Source organism: Pedobacter nanyangensis (assembly GCF_003313505.1).
Classification (GTDB): Bacteria; Bacteroidota; Bacteroidia; order Sphingobacteriales; family Sphingobacteriaceae; genus Pedobacter; species Pedobacter nanyangensis.
This window is the reverse complement of the sequence record NZ_QMHO01000005.1, coordinates 120,707-139,242: the sequence shown is the minus strand read 5'-3', so window position 1 is coordinate 139,242 and position 18,536 is coordinate 120,707. Positions and strand designations below refer to the sequence as shown.

At 41.2% G+C, this 18,536-nt stretch carries 14 protein-coding genes and 1 tRNA gene; 4 read left to right on the top strand and 11 right to left on the bottom strand.

The features are described from left to right. Positions 1 to 291: 291 nt before the first annotated feature. Positions 292 to 1,662 carry a magnesium transporter gene (gene mgtE / locus DUT71_RS10745; RefSeq protein WP_113662540.1) on the bottom strand — a complete coding sequence of 457 codons (1,371 nt, stop codon included), beginning with the start codon at positions 1,660 to 1,662 and terminating at the stop codon, positions 292 to 294. Positions 1,663 to 1,901: 239 nt separating this feature from the next. Between mgtE and DUT71_RS10740 the strand changes: the two genes are divergently transcribed. Next, positions 1,902 to 2,912, top strand: a complete 1,011-nt coding sequence (locus DUT71_RS10740) for a PorP/SprF family type IX secretion system membrane protein (protein ID WP_113662539.1) — start codon at positions 1,902 to 1,904, stop codon at positions 2,910 to 2,912. On the opposite strand, the gene DUT71_RS10735 is transcribed toward DUT71_RS10740, so the two are convergent. Next, positions 2,909 to 6,421, bottom strand: coding sequence for a gliding motility-associated C-terminal domain-containing protein (locus DUT71_RS10735; RefSeq protein ID WP_113662538.1), 3,513 nt, complete (start codon positions 6,419 to 6,421; stop codon positions 2,909 to 2,911). The genes DUT71_RS10740 and DUT71_RS10735 overlap by 4 nt on opposite strands. Before the next feature lie 141 nt (positions 6,422 to 6,562). Between DUT71_RS10735 and DUT71_RS10730 the strand changes: the two genes are divergently transcribed. Next, positions 6,563 to 6,634 (top strand) — tRNA-Arg (locus tag DUT71_RS10730). A 28-nt stretch (positions 6,635 to 6,662) separates the two neighbouring features. On the opposite strand, the gene DUT71_RS10725 is transcribed toward DUT71_RS10730, so the two are convergent. The 7 genes from DUT71_RS10725 to DUT71_RS10695 form a co-directional block, all read right to left on the bottom strand. After that, positions 6,663 to 8,465 (bottom strand): mechanosensitive ion channel family protein, encoded by a 1,803-nt coding sequence (locus DUT71_RS10725; protein WP_113662537.1) that lies wholly within the window; start codon positions 8,463 to 8,465, stop codon positions 6,663 to 6,665. 53 nt (positions 8,466 to 8,518) lie between these two features. Next, the gene (locus DUT71_RS10720) at positions 8,519 to 8,713 is read right to left on the bottom strand and encodes a hypothetical protein (protein WP_113662536.1); all 195 of its coding nucleotides are present in this window, start codon (positions 8,711 to 8,713) and stop codon (positions 8,519 to 8,521) included. 89 nt (positions 8,714 to 8,802) lie between these two features. Further along, positions 8,803 to 9,264 (bottom strand): DinB family protein, encoded by a 462-nt coding sequence (locus tag DUT71_RS10715; protein ID WP_113662535.1) that lies wholly within the window; start codon positions 9,262 to 9,264, stop codon positions 8,803 to 8,805. Positions 9,265 to 9,308: 44 nt separating this feature from the next. Then, a complete protein-coding gene (locus DUT71_RS10710; RefSeq protein ID WP_113662534.1) occupies positions 9,309 to 10,163 on the bottom strand; it encodes a ThuA domain-containing protein in 855 nt (284 codons plus the stop codon). A gap of 61 nt (positions 10,164 to 10,224) precedes the next feature. Beyond that, entirely contained in the window at positions 10,225 to 12,648 is a 2,424-nt protein-coding gene (locus DUT71_RS10705) for an alpha/beta hydrolase family protein (protein WP_113662533.1), read from the bottom strand. Between the two features lie 374 nt (positions 12,649 to 13,022). Next, complete coding sequence (locus DUT71_RS10700) at positions 13,023 to 14,375, bottom strand: hypothetical protein (protein ID WP_113662532.1); 1,353 nt, start codon at positions 14,373 to 14,375, stop codon at positions 13,023 to 13,025. 5 nt (positions 14,376 to 14,380) lie between these two features. Continuing rightward, complete coding sequence (locus DUT71_RS10695; protein ID WP_113662531.1) at positions 14,381 to 14,929, bottom strand: RNA polymerase sigma factor; 549 nt, start codon at positions 14,927 to 14,929, stop codon at positions 14,381 to 14,383. Between the two features lie 243 nt (positions 14,930 to 15,172). On the opposite strand from DUT71_RS10695, the gene DUT71_RS10690 reads away from it, so the two are divergent. Next, positions 15,173 to 16,480 (top strand): DEAD/DEAH box helicase, encoded by a 1,308-nt coding sequence (locus DUT71_RS10690; protein WP_113662530.1) that lies wholly within the window; start codon positions 15,173 to 15,175, stop codon positions 16,478 to 16,480. On the opposite strand, the gene DUT71_RS10685 is transcribed toward DUT71_RS10690, so the two are convergent. Beyond that, the gene (locus DUT71_RS10685; protein WP_113662529.1) at positions 16,477 to 17,091 is read right to left on the bottom strand and encodes an alpha-ketoglutarate-dependent dioxygenase AlkB family protein; all 615 of its coding nucleotides are present in this window, start codon (positions 17,089 to 17,091) and stop codon (positions 16,477 to 16,479) included. The genes DUT71_RS10690 and DUT71_RS10685 overlap by 4 nt on opposite strands. Positions 17,092 to 17,225: 134 nt before the next feature. Here DUT71_RS10685 and DUT71_RS10680 point away from each other — a divergent pair, with 134 nt between their 5' ends. After that, entirely contained in the window at positions 17,226 to 17,582 is a 357-nt protein-coding gene (locus DUT71_RS10680; RefSeq protein WP_113662528.1) for a four helix bundle protein, read from the top strand. Positions 17,583 to 17,592: 10 nt separating this feature from the next. Here the strand turns inward: DUT71_RS10680 and DUT71_RS10675 are convergent, their stop codons facing one another. After that, a complete protein-coding gene (locus DUT71_RS10675; RefSeq protein ID WP_113662527.1) occupies positions 17,593 to 18,435 on the bottom strand; it encodes a methylated-DNA--[protein]-cysteine S-methyltransferase in 843 nt (280 codons plus the stop codon). Positions 18,436 to 18,536: the final 101 nt, after the last annotated feature.

Genomic DNA, 18,536 nt, shown 5'->3' with positions numbered 1-18,536 from the left:
GGATGATTGGTTCGTTACTGGGGAGACTTACGAAGTTTATAAAACTTCGTAAGTCTGTAAATGAATAGGAAACCTCGTAGGTTTTCAAAACCTGCGAGGTTTGATTTAGCTGGGTTGGTGCTATAGAAATGAGTACGGCAGTTGCCAGTTAAACCTGATTGTAGCGGAAATACTTTTTGTTGCACTTGCTTGTTAAACCTATAAGGTTTAGGGGATGACGTTCGCAAAAAGATTGCAGCGCAAAGCAGGGCTACTGGTAAATAGTATTACTGGAATTGCTTTTCGAAAAAATTAAAGCAGCACGCCGCTTAGGAACAATAACGCGAAAGAGAAATAAATGATGAGGCCTGTTACGTCGACCAGTGTGGCTACAAATGGGGTAGAGGATGCGGCAGGGTCGGCGCCGAGGCGTTTGAGCAGCAGTGGCAACATGGAACCCATGAGGGTGCCCCACAATACTACGCCAACAAGGGAGCAGCCTACCACCAGGCCAATGCGGATATAATGCTCGCTAAATGGCATGATAATATGCCAGGCGCCGATAACGCAGAAGCTTAACAAGCAGAGGGTTGTGCCCAAAAAAATGCCTGAAATGATTTCGCGGCGCATGACGTTCCACCAGTCTTTAATGGTGACTTCGCCCAGGGCCATGGCCTGTATAATGAGGGTTGCGGCCTGTGAGCCGCTGTTGCCACCACTTGAAATAATTAAGGGGATGAAAGTGGCCAGAATAACTACTTTGGCAATTTGGCTTTCGAAGTTGGACATGGCCGTTATGGTGAGTAGTTCGCCAAAAAACAAGACAATTAGCCATACTACGCGTTTTTTGTAGAGTTCAAAAACCGATACGTCAAGGTAGGGCTCGTCAAGTGCTTGCGTACCGCCCATTTTGTGCATGTCTTCGGTGTATTCTTCGTGTGCAATCCACAAAATATCATCCACGGTTACTATTCCTAAAAGGATATTTTGGTCGTCTACAACGGGCAAAGCTACCCTGTTGTTCATTTTAAACACATTGATCGCTTCTTCTTGAGGATCGTTTACGTTTAAGGAAATGAGGCGGTTGTCTGTTAGTTCGCCAATTTTTGCTTCAGGGTCGGAGAGGAGTATCTCGCGGATACGGATATCGTCCAAAAGCACGCCGTCTTTGTCGATAACGTACACCACATCGATGGTTTCGGAGTTTTTGCCATAACGGCGGATATGTGATAACACCCGGCCTACGGTCCAGTCGGTTTTTACGGCAATAAAGTCAGGTGTCATCAAGCGGCCCACACTGTCTTCCTGGTAGCCTAAAAGGTTGAGTGCTTCTTTGCGGTCGTTATCGGGCAAAAGTACCAAAAGTTTTTTTACGGCTTCGCCCTGCAATTCTCCAAAAAGGGCCGTTCTGTCATCGGGAGGCAATTGCCTAATGATTTCGGTAAGCTTGTTGGCCTGTAGTTTTTTGATGATACGCTCTTGGGTGGGGAAATCGAGAATACGGAAAACATTTACCGCACGTTTAATGGAAAGGGTCTCGATAAATTTAACTGCGTGCTGAGGAAGTTCATCAATGAGTTCTTCTACATCAGAGATGTTGAGCTCATTGAGGTAGGCTTTTAGTTGCCTATCGTTCTCGTTTTCCAACAAATTTAATACTTCTTCTACTTGCAGTTCTTCCATAAGCGTTGGATTTTGTGGCTTGTACTTTATGGGCGTGTAAAGGTGCGTTTTTTATTTGGAAAATTGGGTTAGCACGTACAACTTTTTATGCCATTTTGTGATGTTTTTTGTGAGGCGACTGTTAGTTAAATGGTATTTTCGGGGATTTTGTTTGCGGGATGTTATTATAGTTTTAATTTATTGCAGTAATTACTTATTTTTAACGAATTTAAATTCAGTTTTTCAACTGGCTCTATTCTATGAGATTGACGCTTTTTTTTGTATGGTTACTAATGGCTTCCCTGGTTTCGTATGGGCAGGAATATCCCCGAAGTTCTCAATATATCTTTAACAATTATCTTTTAAATCCGGCTTTGTCGGGTATAGATAGCTATATAGATTTAAAGATCGGTTATCGCAAACAGTGGTCGGGTTTGGAGGGGGCACCAAGTACGCAATATATTTCTGTGAATACGGCCATAGGGGATGATTACATTCGTAGTTCTATCAACTCTTTTCCGGGTAGAGGCTATAATCCATTGAGCAGAAGTTATGTGAATTCTTATACGGCAGCGGAGCCACATCATGGTTTTGGGCTGATTGCCGTTACTGATAGAGCTGGCCTGGCCAGGCAAAATAATGTGAATGCTACCTATGCTTACCATTTGGGTTTAACCACGGAAATGAATTTGTCGGTGGGAGTATCGGCTGGGTTTCACTCGTTAACGGTAAAGGTAGAAGATATTAAGGCTGAGCATGGTGATGATCCCTTGTTTAATGCCGACTATAATAACTTATTGAGGCCTGATTTGGGCTTTGGCATTTGGCTGTACGGACCAAGGTTCTATTTTGGCGCCTCGGCTAAACAGGTGCTTGGCAAAAGATCTGTTTTTAAAGATCAAGGTTTTTCGACCTTGGCTTATCAATCCCCATCTATGTACGGCACTGCTGGCGTTAAAATGTTTTTGGATGAGGAAATAGCCATGATTCCTTCCCTGTTGGTGAGCTATTGGAAAAATGCACCTATGGCCATAGACCTGAATATGAAGTTGGCCTATCAGGATAAGTTATGGATAGCGGGGAGCTTGAGGTACAATGATGCGTTTTCTTTTTTAGCAGGTTTTAACCTTAGCTCACTGGTAAATGTTACCTACTCGTATGATATGAGTACCACGGCTATTCGTCGGGTAAATAATGGTACGCATGAGCTAGGGATAGGTTTTTTACTGAACAATACCTATGAGGTAAAATGCTCTACACGGCAATTTTAGCGAATTAAAGTAATGCTTCCCCCAATGGGCTTGCACTCTGCCCTTAAATCTATCACATAATAATAAACCCCTGCCGGCAGCTCTTTGCCTCTGAAAGTTCCATCAAATGGTTTGGCGTAGTCGCCTATGGCTTCGAAAACCAGCTGGCCGCTTTTGGAGTAGATTTTGATATTGTTCCCTTTGTAATCTGGAAGGCCTTTTAGCATCCAGGTATCGTTACGGCCATCGCCGTTAGGTGTCATTACGTTTCCAATTTCCAGGTTGTCATGGGTTACTTCAACTTTAACTGCGGCAAAGTCACTCATACATACTCCCAACTTGCGCCTTATGTAGTAAATGGCTGTTTTGCCTACCTTGAAATTGAAGATGCCTTTATTTGACTCATATAAAGGGAATTCATCCTCTATATTGGCAAAAAGCTGATAAGTGCCCTCTTGTGCACCAATAATGGGGATGGTAATATCAGAAACATAGCATACTCTAATATCTTTTACTATGGGAGTTTCGGGCGTAAAATAGATATCGCCAATGGTGTAGTTTTGGCTAATGGCAAGCCCACATGCAGACATATCTTTTACTTCCAAATAGTAGGTACCACTGCCAACGTTGGTGAGGTCTTTGGTCGTTTGCACTACTTCTCCAAGCTCGTTCATCCATTTATAGGTGTAAGCGCCCAAGCCCCCGGTAATGTTAATTCCGGTAATTGATCCGCGTTTTAAACCGCAGGCATCGGTAGTGGCGGTGCCGCTACCAGGCTCAATTACTAATTTAGGTGTGGCATTAATGGTAAAAGGGCCAATAATAGTTTCACAGTTATTGATATCATAAGCATATAGCCTATACACTCCAACAGGGAGGTTTTTGAGTTCTCTTAACGTACCAGCATAATTATTGTTTAACTCATCTTTCCATTGAAATCTAACGGGGATAAGGCTAGAAGTGAAGTTTAAAGAAATATTGCCGTTATCTAGCTCACAAGTGGTATTTACTACGGTTGGTGTAAAAGTATAGGTGGCTGGGGCTTCTCGCGATACCACAAAGGTTCTGGTATAGGTACAAACAGAAGTGCTGTTGCTGGCCTTTAGCATATAAGAACCGGGCTCGAGATCTGTAATTTTAATAGAAATGCCGGGAGCATAGGCGCCAGACATCAGGATGTCGTTGTTGGATACCTTGATCCAGGTGTACTGGTCGGCATTGGTAATTGTTACATTATCTATCGCTCCGTTGTTTAGCCCGCAACGACCAGGTGTAATCGTACCAGCGCTGATTACAATGATATTATTAACTCCAATAGTGAACTTTTGGGTTACGGGCGAACAGGTGCCTTGGTCGGTAATGCGTAAAGTATAGGTTCCGCCTTCTACATCAATAAGATCGGCTGTGCTGGCAATAATGGTATTGATTAGGATGCCCGTAGCCGGATCATGTTTGTACCAGCTGTAGGTAACGGTTCCTGTTGCATCGCCAATCGTGATATTTCTAATGGCGCCATTGGGAATACCACATGATGCGGGGGTGATGATCAAGCTTGAAGTGTTAATGATGGGTGCTGGTCGCCTATTTATGGTTATTGGATCGGATGTAATGGAGCAGCCTGAGGCATCGCTGGCCGTAACGGTATAGGTACCCTCTGGGAGCACAGCCGGATTAGAGATACTGACTAAATTGCCGGCAGCATTGCGCCATTCATATAAGATTGTTCCATTTCCCCTTAATACCTCGGCCGTGAATGAGAATACGGTTTGTCCGCAGGATGGGGCTGGTACGGTAATGGTAGGCTTGGTAAGCTTTTGGTCTCGTATTAAAAAAGCATTTGTGAAAGCTTTACAGCCATCATCAATAGTTACTTCGTAAGTGCCGGCTTCGAGGTTACTTATGCTTTGCGTATTGCCCAGGGGCACTTTCGTACCATCGCTTTCAATTTTAACCCAACTAAAAGTAAACCCTTCCCTTACTTCGGGAATGATAATTGAACCATTGGCATTACAGGTAACGGGTAACACCGTTGCTTCATTTTGTAGTAATTGTGCATTGGAAAACGGGGAAGTTGCGGCATTGAGTAAACTTGCCGTAGCAGTTACCCGCTGTGATAGGGGACCATTGTATTCCCACCTGCCGTCGGTGCCGGCCTGTACTGTTGCAAAATAGGTTTTTCCCTCGCAAAGGTCATTACAGTTTTGGGTGTAGAAAAGTTCTACCTCGGAGTTTGGGGTAGCTTTTCCGGATACATGGTTGGCGTTGTATTTTAGCACTTGCACAAAAGGCTGTGTAATACTGATGGTTTTGCCTATGCCAAAGTTTTTATTACAGAACATGCTATTTCTGGTTACCTTAACGGGTTTTCCAGAAACCGTTTCTACGCCGAAATTGTTATAGGCGATTTGATTTTTTTCTGAATTGGTAGCCCCGCCAATCGTTCCAGAGGCGCCAGCTTCTATTTTTACCCCCATGCCGTTCCCTAGGTTTATTGTGCCGGCGGTATTGGTGCCAATATGGTTGCCGGTAAGGATAAAATCAGCGTTGGCAATAGATACGCCTACCGTTCGGTTACCTCCAATAATGTTGTTTCTGACATAAACAGCGCTGTTGACCGCATCTATCTTTAAGCCCGATAGCTCTAGTGAGGAAGACGAAAGAAAAAGTGGCAGGTCATGGAAATCTTTTGCCCCTGTATAATCAACTCCTATTTTATTGTTAATGATGTTGATGTCGAACCTGCTTACCGATGAATTGTAGCGTTTAATGTCTAGGTTAATTCTGTTGGCAGCAATTACATTGCCTTCTCCGGCGTTGTCGCCACCTACCTCTAAGGAACAATCGTAAAGGCTGGCACTAATGCCAATTACATTGGTTTGGGGGGTAATTCCGTCGTATAAAACCCCAATGAGGTTTGATTGTATCCTGATATTGGAAAGTGGCACTACTGTAAAATTGTAGGCGTTTTGTATGGATATGCCATTGATATTGCCAATAATTACATTGCCTTTGTTTGGAGCACCAATTTTGATGTTGTTGGCTCGGTAATCAATTACAATCCCCGAACCTTGCGCCATTTCAACGTTTTGTAGATTGGTAATGGAAGCGAAATTCCTGATGCACAATCCGTAAATTTCTACGCCGGTGGTTTGGGTATTATTGGCCAAAGTTTGTCCAATTAATAGTGCGCTAAATCTGGTTGTGGTATATTCGGGTTCCAAAATGATTTTAGCTCCTGAAACGCCAAGAGGCGACCAGGAACTGGAACTGCCGTCGATAATTGTATTTGAAGGTACATAAGGAAGAACAGTTCTTAACCTAATGGTACGGTTGGAGTAGTCATTACCGTTGCCAGGCATCTGGAAATTGATGATAAATGTGCTAGTCCTGTTGGGCTTGTTGGCTTCTATGAGGGCATCTCTCAGTGTTCCTGGCCCGCTATCTGCATTACTGGTTACGGTATAGGTTTGGGCAAAGGATACGCCATTAATGGCAAGTAAGATGAATATTAACGAATAAAGGAGGCGCATGATGGCGTAAGTATTTCGGCTAAGATATCCAAATATTTGCTAAATGTCTACATATCTCCTATTAATTAGCAGGAAACAAATCATTAAAGTTGAACAAATAAAATTTCTATTCATGACGCTTATAATTATATTTGCAACCTTGTTTCCGTAGTTCAATGGATAGAATGTCAGATTCCGGTTCTGATGATGTGGGTTCGACTCCCGCCGGGAACACAAAAGGTTGGTTTTAAACCAACCTTTTTTATTTTTCTTCTTTGCGGATCACATTGTAATGCGGAGATAGGATTTCGATACCGGCTTTATTAAATTCATCCTGAATGTTCTCTAGTAAATTACTATAAATGCCAGCTTGTAAATTTGCTTGCAATGTATAGGCGTTAATCTGATAACAGATACTAAAATCATCAAGGTTGGTTTGTAAAACAAAAGGTGCGGGCTCCTTTTCGATGTGTATGGTAGCTAAGGCAGCATTGCTCAATAGTGTATATACTTTTTTCCAAGGAACATCATAACCTATGGTTACCGTATAGTGAAGAATTAAACCGGGTTCGTTATTTTTTGTCCTGGCAGAATAATTTACCGTGCTTGACGACAATACCATGGAATTAGGTACGGTAACGTCTTCGTTTTTGATGGTTCTGATACGGGTAACCAGCATGGTCTTTTCAACAACATCGCCGGTAACCTCGCCAATTTTAACCCTGTCGCCAACCTTAAAGGGCCTCATGTAGGTTATGACTAAGCCTGCCACTAAATTGCTGGTGGCACTTGAAGAACCCAAGGAAAGCAGTATCCCCAAGAAAACCGATACTCCTTGAAATGCAGGTGAGCTTGAGCCAGGCAAATACGGAAAAATAACCACCAACATGAAAGCATATAAAATAACCTTTAGGATATTGAAAGTGGGCATTGCCCAATCCTGATGAAAGCCCCTTATTTTGACATTGCCCACCCTAATTTCGCGAAAGAAAAATTTGATGGCTTTTAAAATGTATCTGAAAATGAAGTAGACCACAATGATGGTGAACAGATTTGGCAGATAATCGATAATTGCCTTGCCAGCAGCTCTAAGTGGGCTTAATATCCATTTAAGCAGGGTGTTGGTTAAACTTTCTGTTTCAGGGAAGATGCTAAAAAGAAGCGGTAAGGAAAGGTAAATGATCAAAAGGATGACGATGATTTTTGCGACGCTATTGATTTTCAGCAGAATTCCTTCAAGATATTTGGGCGATAGGATTCGTGTTTTTTTAATCACAAGCCCGTTTCCCAATAGAATTTTCTGATTGACAAGGTAGTTAGCGGTTTTTTGGAAGAAATAGTTGGTAATTTTGATGATGGCAATAAGCATTAAAATTACCAATAGCGATAGGCCGATACGTTTAGCCCAATTGATTAAGCTATGTGATTTTTTCTCGCTTTCTACACTGTTCTTGATGATGTTTAGATACTCTTTGGCCAGTTCAGCATTGCTTTTTCCCAACCATAATCCATCTAGGTTCCCAATGGTTAAAATGATCAGCTTTTTTTTGTAAATGATATCATGGCTGTCGTTTAGCGAGTTGATCCGCAAGGAATCGGGATTGTAAAATGCATCTTCATATATTTTACTTATTTTTTCTGAAATGGCTTGCGCTCTTTCCTTAGCGTCAAAGGAGCCAGTGCGGGTATAGATGTAAAAGAGCGTATCAAGGTTTAAGACTACGGGATAGCCCTTAGTGGTTTTTTTCAGCGTAGCAATTTCCTGTAATTGTGATACTTTGCGTAACGAGTCGGTTCTTTCTATTTCCCTTAATTTTTTTTCTAGCTCTAAGGTTTTTTGGGCATTTCCGCTAGCGGCCTTAAGCTCTCTTTCTAAACGTTCTTTAACCAGCGAGTCAACATTTGCTTGCTGTTGGTCTCGGATCAACACAGCCACATCAAGGTCTGAATTGCTATTGGATGTGTCGCTAGGTTTTTGGCTACGAGCTACATGAGTAGAACCGATTAATCCAAAAAAGAATAAAAAAAGCAGGATAAGAGTAGGATGAGACTTTCTGGCAATCATTGATGAGGGGTTTGTGGTTAAGCCCAATATAACGATTTGTGCCGTAATAAATCCTATTCCTTTGGCGCTTTTTTGATGGAATGTACAGGTTGTTCGCTCTGCTCCCGTTGCTTGGCAGGGTTTTTGGTTTTTACCTGTTTGGTTTTCACCTCGTAAATTTCGTTTTTGATGCTTTTAAGCGGCTTGATATTTTTATCTGTTTTTTCCGGATCTGTATTGCCGCCCTTTGTATTTCCTGTAATATTCATCTGTTCTTAGGTTTTGATTTGCTTATTTAACAAATGAAAAGGATAGAATGTTCTGTTGAAGGCCAGGCAATAGCAGGCTCAATGGTTAGCTACACCAATTTTTTCATCATTAAGCTACAGCCATAATGCAGGCCGTCGTGAGAAGCGATAAACTTTACTGCATCCTCAATGCTTTCGAGTTTTAAACCTCTGTAAGTACTGATGGTGTAAGGAAAGTATTCTTTAAACTTATTGGTAGCCAAATCAGTTTCCAATTGATCTACAACACCTAGTAGATCATGTTTGAGCTGCTCTATTTCATCGGCAGAAATAAAATGCTCTGGCTTGGAACCGTTCCTGTATTTATCTACTAGATTGGGATCTATGGTTAAGGGGATGTTGCTTAATTTGTAGCACAGCAGTTGTTGGCTTACAATTAAGTGGCCCATTTGCCAGGCAAGGTTGTTGTTAAAGCCATCAGGAATTTTGTTTAGTTGTTCGGTGGTCAAATCTTCAACTAAAGCAAGCAGGGCTTTGCGGCTAGCTCTGATAATTTCTAATATTTTGTCCATAGCATGGCAAATATAAACGACTATCGTTAAATAATGTGGGTAAATTACTTTTTTTGTTTAGCGCTCTTTTGGGTTCCAAGCCACAGCAATCCATCTATAATGAATTTGTTTTGATATTCATTGTCGAAAGTATTGGATAAGGTTTTTACATCTTTGCCATGTTTGTGCTCGTAATCCATGTCGTTATGTCCCATGTTTACATAAATCATTTTGTAGTTCTTATTGGTCCAGGCTACCGGATAATCCCCTTGGTGCCATATTTCGTGTGGTTTTGGCCCGGTGCCAAGCGGAAAACTGCTGGTATCAATGCTCAAAAGCACGGTGATATTTGGATTGGTACGCAGGTTCTTTTCCCATTTGTACCATTCGTTTGGTTGCGATTTAAAGATTTTGGGCAGGTTTTTGGTGGCCTCGTTTTTACGATCAACACGTAGGTTGGCAGCAGTGGGCCGCCAAGTATTACCACTGTATTGCCCAGAGCCTAGAAAATCCAGATGATACCAATCCCAATTTTGCGGAAAGGCCGACTGATGCAGAGCAAAAGCGGTGAAGTGAAATCCCATCCAAGCACCGCCATTTTTCATGTAATATTCAAAGGCTTTGCGTTGGGCAATATCTTCGGGCCTGGTATCCAAAAAAAGCACAACTTGGTATTTGGCCAAAAAACTGGCGTTCATATTGCTCCAGTTGCTGGTAGTATCATACTCAAAGTGATATTTTTTTGCCATTTCTGGAAACCATTGATGGGCTTCTTTTACAAAACTTACATGCGCCATATCGTTTTTTCCGGTAAAAAATGCGATGACTTTGAATTTGCTTCGTTTTTGGGCATTGGTGGTAAATGCTATGCAGGAAAGGGTAATGAAAAGTAGAAGTTTTGGAAAGTGAGAATGGCGCATAAATATTAAAGGATAAAAAAAGGCAGTGTTTCCACCGCCCTTTAAATATACAAATGATTAATTACTTTGCTGTTGTTGGTTTAGCATTTTTCACATAAGTATCCAACCATTTGTTGGTTTCCCAAATCATGTGAAGAATATTTTCCTTGGCTCTGTAGCCGTGTGCTTCGTATGGCAGGTAAACAAAACGAGTAGTTCCGCCATGGCCTTTAATTGCGTTGAACAAACGCTCGCTATTAATGGGGAAGGTACCTTGGTTGTCGTCCATTTCACCGTGGATCAATAGGATAGGAGTTTTGATCTTATCTGCATAACTGAATGGACTCATCTCGTAGTACAATTGTGGCGCCTGCCAATAGGTACGATCTTCATTTTGGAAACCGAAAGGTGTTAAGGTTCTGTTGTAAGCTCCACTGCGGGCAATACCTGCTTTAAACAAATTGGTGTGCGCCAATAAGTTTGCGGTCATGAAAGCACCGTAGCTATGACCGCCCACGGCCATCCGGTTTCTATCGCCAACACCCATTTCACTTAGTTTGTTAATGGCTGCTTCGGCATTCAGTTTAAGCTGTTCTACAAAGGAATCATTAGGCTTTTTGCCTTCCTTGGCCACAATGGGCATCTCGGCATTGTCCAATACGGCATAACCTTGGGTTACATAAAAAATGGGGCCGCCTGAGCTAATGGTGATGAATTTATTTTCAGAGCCCCTAATTTGAGCGGCATCACTTGCCGAGTTAAATTCACGCGGATAGGCCCATATCAATACAGGAAGTGGTCCGTCTTTCTCTTTGTTATAACCTTTTGGCAAATACAAATCACCGGTTAAATCTATACCATCAGCGCGTTTGTAGGAGATTTTTTGTTTACTAACGCCATCTAATGCCGCATATGGATTGGTAAAATTGGTGATTTGCCTATCTGCCACACGAAGCACCAGGTTTTTAACGAAATAGTTGGGCACTTCAGTTTTACTTTCCCTGCGTGTTAACAGCACCAGTTTTTGTGGGTCCAATACATCGGTAACTACTTCAAAAGTACCTTCTTGGCAACGCCACAATATTTCTGATTTCTTAGTGCTCAGGTCAAATTTTGCCAAGAAAGGCAAATCGCCTTTTGGAGAAGCCCCCGTTGGGTTGTTTAATAAAAGCTTGGTGCCATTGTCGGTAGTTAAAATTACCTGACGGCCAAATTTGTTTTTCTCAGTTACCGGTGTGCCGGGGTTATTGTAAGCATCGGTAGTGTTTAGTTCGTAAAGTGTTTCTAAAGTACCGGTAGTAGGATTGTAGCGACTTACTTTGCTGCTTTGTTTAATTCTCGAAATTTCTCTAACCAGGGCTAAGTTGGCATTCCCCCAGCTTACCCCCGCAAAGCGTGTTTTGGTTTTGAAAAGTTCTTTGCTTGCTCCTGTAAAAGGTGCTTTTAATTCATAAACCGCATCGTGGTACTCAACGTTTTTCTTGATTAAGCCACTGTCTAAAGGTTGGGCCCAAACAACAGAAGCAGCTTCATCATCTCTCCAATCAAATCCACGAGGTACATTTTGAACGTTATCGTAGCCTGAGGGGCGAACTTCGCTAGAAGGCAATTCGGCCAATAGCTTAACCGTTTTCCCCGCCCGGTCAATAATCTTAACGGTTGATGGGAAGCCATAAGCAGCTACCAAATATGAGAACGGTTTTTTAATGGTACGTACCATCAGGTAGTTTTTATCGGGCGATAAGCTCACTGAACTATAAATTGCAGGTGCACCTATTGGCGTTTCTACACCGGCTTTGTTTTGTACCAATTGAGAAGTGGCAAAAAACTCAAACAATTGCTCGTCATAAGGTGATTTGATTAAATCTTGAATGGTTGCACTTGGTGCTACCTTACCCAGGTTCTCTTGCACGGTTGGACCTTTCGGCGCCAACGGACGTTTAGGTGCAGCGCTTGCAGGTTTGGTAGCGGTTTGGTAAATCAGCGTATGGTCATCTACCCATACCACGCCAGCTCCCAAAATAGCATTTAAAGCCTGTTTGTTTATTTTTGTAGCTTTTGCAGTGGCAACATCAATCACATAAAGATCAATTCTGTCTGGTGCCGTTTGTGTGAAAGCAATTTTTGTTTGACTTGGGTTCCAACGCACATTGCCAGCATACAAGGTTGCAGGAAGGCCGGTGATGGCACTTGTTTTTCCTGTTTTAATGTTTTTTAAGCTAAAACTATTTACAAAAGTTTGACGGCTGGGCGAATAATTGTTTGGATTAATACGCATACCGGCTATTTTATACTCGGGCATTGCCAGTTCTTCTATAGAAGGATAAGGATTACGCTCGCTAAACAAAATCCATTCTGCTTTGCTATCAATACTAACGCCTGGAGTTGGCTTGGCTAGCAGCAAATCTGCCATCACTTTTGATGGTGTTTGGTAGGTAATAGCATCTTGCGCTAAAACTGTTCCTCCAAAACCTAAAAGGAATAGGTTAAGTATGATTTTTTTCATTTTACAATATGTAAGTTTAATTGATAAGATAAACTTACAGAGTTTAAATGATTTTAGCTTTTTGTATCAAAAATTTTGGATACCCATTTCCTCAAAAAATGTTCATGCTTTTTTACATCAGTCATTTCGATAGCCTGCTCATAAGAAGATAGTGCACAGGTAATTCCTTGGGAGTGGCATTGCTGGACATTTTAAAAGCTATTCTTGTTTTTTGGCCAGACTCGAAATTCAACAGCTTTTCTTCAATTTTAACAAATAAACCTCCGCAGTTGCTTCAATGGTTGCACCCGTATAACGATTTTCCTTTTTACACACGATAAATGATAATATCAAGCCAACCAAAAATAAGTAGTTGTATTTGATAACAACTGTTTTTATTTTTTTGCCCCGTTAAAATTAAATTTAAGGTTAATTCCGGCCGAGCTAATCCTTAAATTTTTATCGCCCATGGTACCCAGTGCCGGTTTATAATAAGGCTCAAAAATGAGGGTGTTTTTGCCTATGTTTTGGTTAATCCCGATGGCAATAATAGCGCTGTTGGCAAAATCAAAGCCGCTGAAAGCACGTTTTTCGGTTTCTTGCCGCGATTGAACTTCTCCATTTTTAACCATGAAATTGCTCCAATTATAGTTGTAGGTATATTTTTGAGAGAGGTATGAGGTAGAGTTTATTCCCGTTGAAATATAGAAATCTTGTTTTTTGGTTGGGTAAAATTTCACCGCCATAGGCAAATCAATGGTTAATAACTGTCCGTTAAAGCTAACATCATTGGTGGCCGTTGCCGAATACACCGTTGAAGAAGGTGCTAAACTCAAGCCACTATTCTTAGCCGAAAACATTGAACTAGAAACCTCCGTTGGAACTTTGTTTTCATAACTTACTTTGTTTTGGCTAATACCGGCACCAAAACTAAAAACGAGGTTTTTCGTTACTTTTACATTGGCATTTAAACCCACTCCAGCGCTAAGCTTGGCGTCATTATTATCGTGATAGTTGAAAAAAGTCCCCGTAAATACGTCAATGGTTGTATTTGCAGTATTGTTTTTTTCTCCGTTTTTGTTTTGCTGTTTAGCTAACCTTTCGCTTTCCTTATTTAAAAACTCTTGTGTAGATAACTTGGTGGCGGGGTTTTCTTTTTCCGCTGTATTTTTAGGCGTTTCTATTAAGGTAGCCCCGGTAGCTTGCTTGTTTTCAACTTTGGCGGTTGCTGTCATATTGCCATGATCAACCACTACAGGAGGGGCGGTGGTTTCCCCAATAGGAGCTGTATCCATGTTCTTGTCTGGCTGTTTAACAGTAACGGGAGCATTGCTTGCCATAAGGGGCGCTTCTGTATGGATGGTTATTGGTTCAATAGCTGGGCTAGCTTGTTGACGAACTTTAGGCGTAATAGGAGTATTTTCAACAGCTATCGTATTGTTTTCAAAAACCGAGTCATTTTGTGGTTTAATATGGTCAGTAGAGGGTTTGCCAACAGGCTCGTGCTTTTTATGCTTGCTCAGCTGTAAAACTGTTTTTTGGGTATTGAATACCTCTCCAAAGTATAATCCTGCTACCAAAAGTAAACTTGCAGCAATACCACTTAGCCACCAAATAGGTAGCTTTTTGTTTTCCTTTTCAGGAAATTTTTTGCGCAGATTGGCCCAGCCCTGTTCGCTAAGGCCATCGTCGTAATCGTTAAAAACGACTTTTATTTGTGCTATCAGTTCTTCGTCACTCGCTTTCATCGCTTTTATCTTGTGTAAATGGAGTGGTTTGCTAATAATTGTTGTAAAGCCTGCTTCGCCCTGGTCAAATAAGTTCTCGAAGAGCTTTCGGGGATGTTGAGCATGCCGCTTATTTCCTTGTGCGAATAGCCGTCAATTTCATAAAGGTTAAAAACTGTTCGCTGTAATTCGTTCAAATGTTTCATGAGGCCTAAAATATCCTGAGCGCTAAGTTTGTCGATCACCGAAGTATGAATGCTTTGCGGAATAGTGTCCGTAAGTTCCAATGCCTCGCTAAAACGCATCGATCTTCTTTTATGATCCAGCGAAGTATTGATCAAAATTTTTCTGAACCAAGGTTTGAAATCATGCTCCTCATTAAAACTTCCAATGGATTTGAACACTTTGATAAAACTGTCATTTGCAGCTTCTAAGGCATCATCCCGGTTATTCAAGTAACGGATGCAAATACCCAAAGCATAGCCATAGAACTGTTTGTACAGTAATTCCTGATAACGCAGGTTTCCCTGTTTGCAGTAAGATATCAGCTCATTAAGGCCTTGCTTTTCACGCATGCACTAATCTGTTGTTTGGGCTAAATAATTCTTCCAAGGGCTATAAAAATAAGCTATATACCTCTTTCTTGTGTAAAATGATTTAAATACCATTTTAACAACATCCATAAATCAGTTAATCATCTGCCTATACGTAGCCATTTTTAAAAACGCTACAGCTTTGGAAATAAAAGTTCATTAAATGCTTATTTGCTGTTAAACAATTAATATCCTTAAATTTGCCCTTCAATTAAATTTTTAAGCGTGTCGTTAGAGCAGTTAAAGTTAAGTAAGCCATTGGTTTCGGCCATGAGTGCCCAGGGGCATTTGTCGGCAAAGGAAATGCAATTAAAAACCATGTCCCGTATTTTGGGCGGACAGGACCTTATAGCCATTGGCCCAGAGGGCAGCGGTAAAACAACCACTTATGTACTGGCAACTTTAATGCGCTTAAAAACGGGCGGAGGAGATGCTCCCAGGGCACTTATTTTGGTGCCTACCAAAGAAAAGGTGTTGGAAGTAATAGAAGCTTTTAACCAATTGAACCGAAATAGCACTTTCAGGATAGTGGGCATTCATGCGGATACGCCTATTGATGAGCAGGTAGAGGAGCTGACCGATGGCGTAGATATTGTTGTGGCCATCCCTTCCAGAGCCAGGGCTATTTATCTGAAGTTGGGCTTAAATACCAATAAAATCCAGATGATGGTGGTTGATGATGCGGCAGATATGGTGAAACAAGGCTTGCAACTGCCGATCAATGAGCTGGCCAACAGCATTCAGAAATGCCAACACTTGGTGTTTACCGAAGTGATGCACGACAGGTTGGATAAAATGATCGTTGATTTTATGTTTATGCCAGCAGTAGTTGAAGTGGAGGAACTTGCGGAAACAGCGGTAGAAACCTACTCTCAATTGGTATATCAGGTACCTAATTTCCGTACTAAGCTCAATTTGCTAAATCTATTACTGAAAGATACTGAGGTGTTTGATAAAGTAGTGGTTTTTGTAAATACCCGGTTAACAGCCCAAACCCTGTCAAAAGATTTATTTGATGGCAAGGCAAATGACATTTTCGTTTACAAACCGCTGTTTTTTGACGAAGCGGGGTTTGAAAGTTTGGAAGCTTTTAAAGTAAATGAAAAGGCTCGTGTGCTCATTGTGGCTAATGAAAACTATGAAGAAACAAGTTTGACCAACATTCCTTTTATCATTCATTTTGAGTTACCAGAAGACAAAATGCTTTATATCAACAGGGTGATTAAAAAGGATGAGGTGGATTTGGTAGCCTTGAACTTTATTACCGACTTGGAGTTGCCTCAACTTCGTAAAATTGAACAAGCGCTTGGCCATAAATTAGACGAAGCGGAATTACCTGAAGACCTCAAAATTGAGGACATGGGTAAGGCTACTAAGCAGAAAACCAAGCGAGCAAAAGAGCTAGAACGCCAGCAGGCGGAGGAAGAAGCTTTTAGGGAGGCTGCGTTTCAGAAAAAGAAGGAAAGCAATGCTAAAACAACCAATTACAGCAGTGGTGAGAAAGCAAGGATGAATAAATTGCGCAACCACTAAGCTTCTACAATGGTTCTAAAGGTTAGGTTTATTCTTGGACCCACCACTTTTTTAGTAGGAGGTAGGCGGTGCAGCCAATGTATTTGAGTAGTGCCTTTCATGATCAATAAGCTGCCGTGAGCTAAACTTAGGGAGATATTGTTCTTGTCAACTTTGTGCTTAAAGGAAAACTTTCTTTGGGCACCAAAACTCACCGAAGCAATGGCTCCATGTTTCTTCAGGTCTTTCTCCCCATCACTGTGCCAAGCCATGCCTTCATTGCCATCATGATACAGGTTTAACAAACAGGAATTAAAAGTTTCGCCAGAAACAATTTCAATCTGCTGTTTCAGTTTAAGAAGTTCAGGTGTCCAGGGAAGAGCCGTTTTGGTTACCTTGGAATAAGTGTATTCAAAAGGTTTTGCCCCATACCAAGCCACCTTACGTTTGGTAACGATCAATTTTCCAAAAATTACTGCTTGATCGTTTTCCCAAGCAATATGGTCCATCAGGTGATGATAATAAAAATCAGCTTCTGCTTTGCTAAAAACCTTGCCGTAGTAGTTCACTGTTCCCTCTTTTGGAAGAAGATTGGTTATTGCGTTACGTTCGTTATTGAATAGGTCTGTCATTAGTGGTTAGTGGCTAGTGGTTAGTGAATAGGAGCTAGGAGTTAGGAATTAGTAGTTAGGTATTGATTTCTAGGGATTAGGGAAATACATCATAATTTGTTATTTTTAATTTTACTTATGATAAACTACTACCTATGGCTATTAAATGTTTTGAAGATATGATAGCTTGGCAAAAAGCGCAAGATTTTGCTGTGGTTATTTACAAAGATTTTAAAAATAATAACGATTGGGATTTCAAAAATCAAATTTGTAGAGCTTGTATTTCAATTTCAAATAATCTTGCTGAAGGATTTGATAGGGGAACAAACCCAGAATTTAGAAGGTTCTCCTACATCGCTTTAGCATCCAATAGTGAAGTGAAATCAATGCTTTATCTCGCCTTAAGGTTAAACTATATAGACGAAATCAGATTTAAAGCACTTCTTTTAAAATCGGAAAAAATCGCAAAAATACTTAACGGACTCATCAATTCCCTAACCCCTAGTTCCTAGCTCCTAACCACTAACCACTAACAAAAGCTTGCTCCCAACCAATAATGGCCGTTTTACGGGTTGTGCCCCACATATAGCCACTAAATGAGCCATTACTTTGGATTACGCGATGGCATGGAATGAGAAAGGCAATGGGATTACTTCCAATGGCCGTTCCCACTGCTCTGGAGGCATTTGGATTTCCGAGTTGATGGGCAATTTTACCGTAGGTAGAAAGTTTTCCCATGGGGATTTTGAGCAGTGCTTCCCAAACCTTTAACTGGAAATCGGTGCCTTTTAAATGTAGTTTAATATCTTGCAGCTTCGACCAGTCATTTTGGAAAATGAATAGGGCGTTTTGTTGTAACGTATCTAAGTGCTGCTTGTAATTGGCATGAGGGAATTTAGTTTTCAATAACTCCAGTGCCTGATTTTCATCTTCATAAAAAGCCATATAGCAAACCCCCTTGATGGTTGAAGCCACCAACAGATCACCAAAATGAGTACTGGCGAAACTGTAATTGATAACCAGATCGGCACCACCGTTTTTATATTCGGCTGGCGTCATGCCTTCTATGTTAACAAATAAATCGTGTAGTCTACTGGTTCCCGAAAGCCCCGTTTCAAAAGCCACATCAAACAAATTGGCCTGCTCTGCTTGCAATAACCGTTTGGCGTAGCCCACACTTACATATTGCAAAAATTTTTTCGGACTGGTGCCGGCCCATTCTGTAAACAAACGTTGGAAATGAAAGGGGCTTAGATTAACATTTTCTGCCACTTCCTCTAAATCAGGCTGGTTTTTGAAGTGGGTACTGATATAATCAATGGCTCTCGCTATTCTTTCGTAGTTAAGTTGTTGTTGCGTTTTCATGTGCTTTAAAATTATACAAATATCCCAACGGTAACGTGTTGATAAAATCCGAAACTTGCTTTTTTGCAAGTCTTTTTTTGTGGCAAGCTTACAATTGTTAA

Excerpts from the sequence above, each read along its gene's own strand:
- mgtE (WP_113662540.1), bottom strand. The coding sequence starts at position 1,662 with ATGGAAGAACTGCAAGTAGAAGAAGTATTAAATTTGTTGGAAAACGAG.
- DUT71_RS10740 (WP_113662539.1), top strand. The coding sequence starts at position 1,902 with ATGAGATTGACGCTTTTTTTTGTATGGTTACTAATGGCTTCCCTGGTT.
- DUT71_RS10735 (WP_113662538.1), bottom strand. The coding sequence starts at position 6,421 with ATGCGCCTCCTTTATTCGTTAATATTCATCTTACTTGCCATTAATGGC.
- DUT71_RS10725 (WP_113662537.1), bottom strand. The coding sequence starts at position 8,465 with ATGATTGCCAGAAAGTCTCATCCTACTCTTATCCTGCTTTTTTTATTC.
- DUT71_RS10720 (WP_113662536.1), bottom strand. The coding sequence starts at position 8,713 with ATGAATATTACAGGAAATACAAAGGGCGGCAATACAGATCCGGAAAAA.
- DUT71_RS10715 (WP_113662535.1), bottom strand. The coding sequence starts at position 9,264 with ATGGACAAAATATTAGAAATTATCAGAGCTAGCCGCAAAGCCCTGCTT.
- DUT71_RS10710 (WP_113662534.1), bottom strand. The coding sequence starts at position 10,163 with ATGCGCCATTCTCACTTTCCAAAACTTCTACTTTTCATTACCCTTTCC.
- DUT71_RS10705 (WP_113662533.1), bottom strand. The coding sequence starts at position 12,648 with ATGAAAAAAATCATACTTAACCTATTCCTTTTAGGTTTTGGAGGAACA.
- DUT71_RS10700 (WP_113662532.1), bottom strand. The coding sequence starts at position 14,375 with ATGAAAGCGAGTGACGAAGAACTGATAGCACAAATAAAAGTCGTTTTT.
- DUT71_RS10695 (WP_113662531.1), bottom strand. The coding sequence starts at position 14,929 with ATGCGTGAAAAGCAAGGCCTTAATGAGCTGATATCTTACTGCAAACAG.
- DUT71_RS10685 (WP_113662529.1), bottom strand. The coding sequence starts at position 17,091 with ATGACAGACCTATTCAATAACGAACGTAACGCAATAACCAATCTTCTT.
- DUT71_RS10680 (WP_113662528.1), top strand. The coding sequence starts at position 17,226 with ATGGCTATTAAATGTTTTGAAGATATGATAGCTTGGCAAAAAGCGCAA.
- DUT71_RS10675 (WP_113662527.1), bottom strand. The coding sequence starts at position 18,435 with ATGAAAACGCAACAACAACTTAACTACGAAAGAATAGCGAGAGCCATT.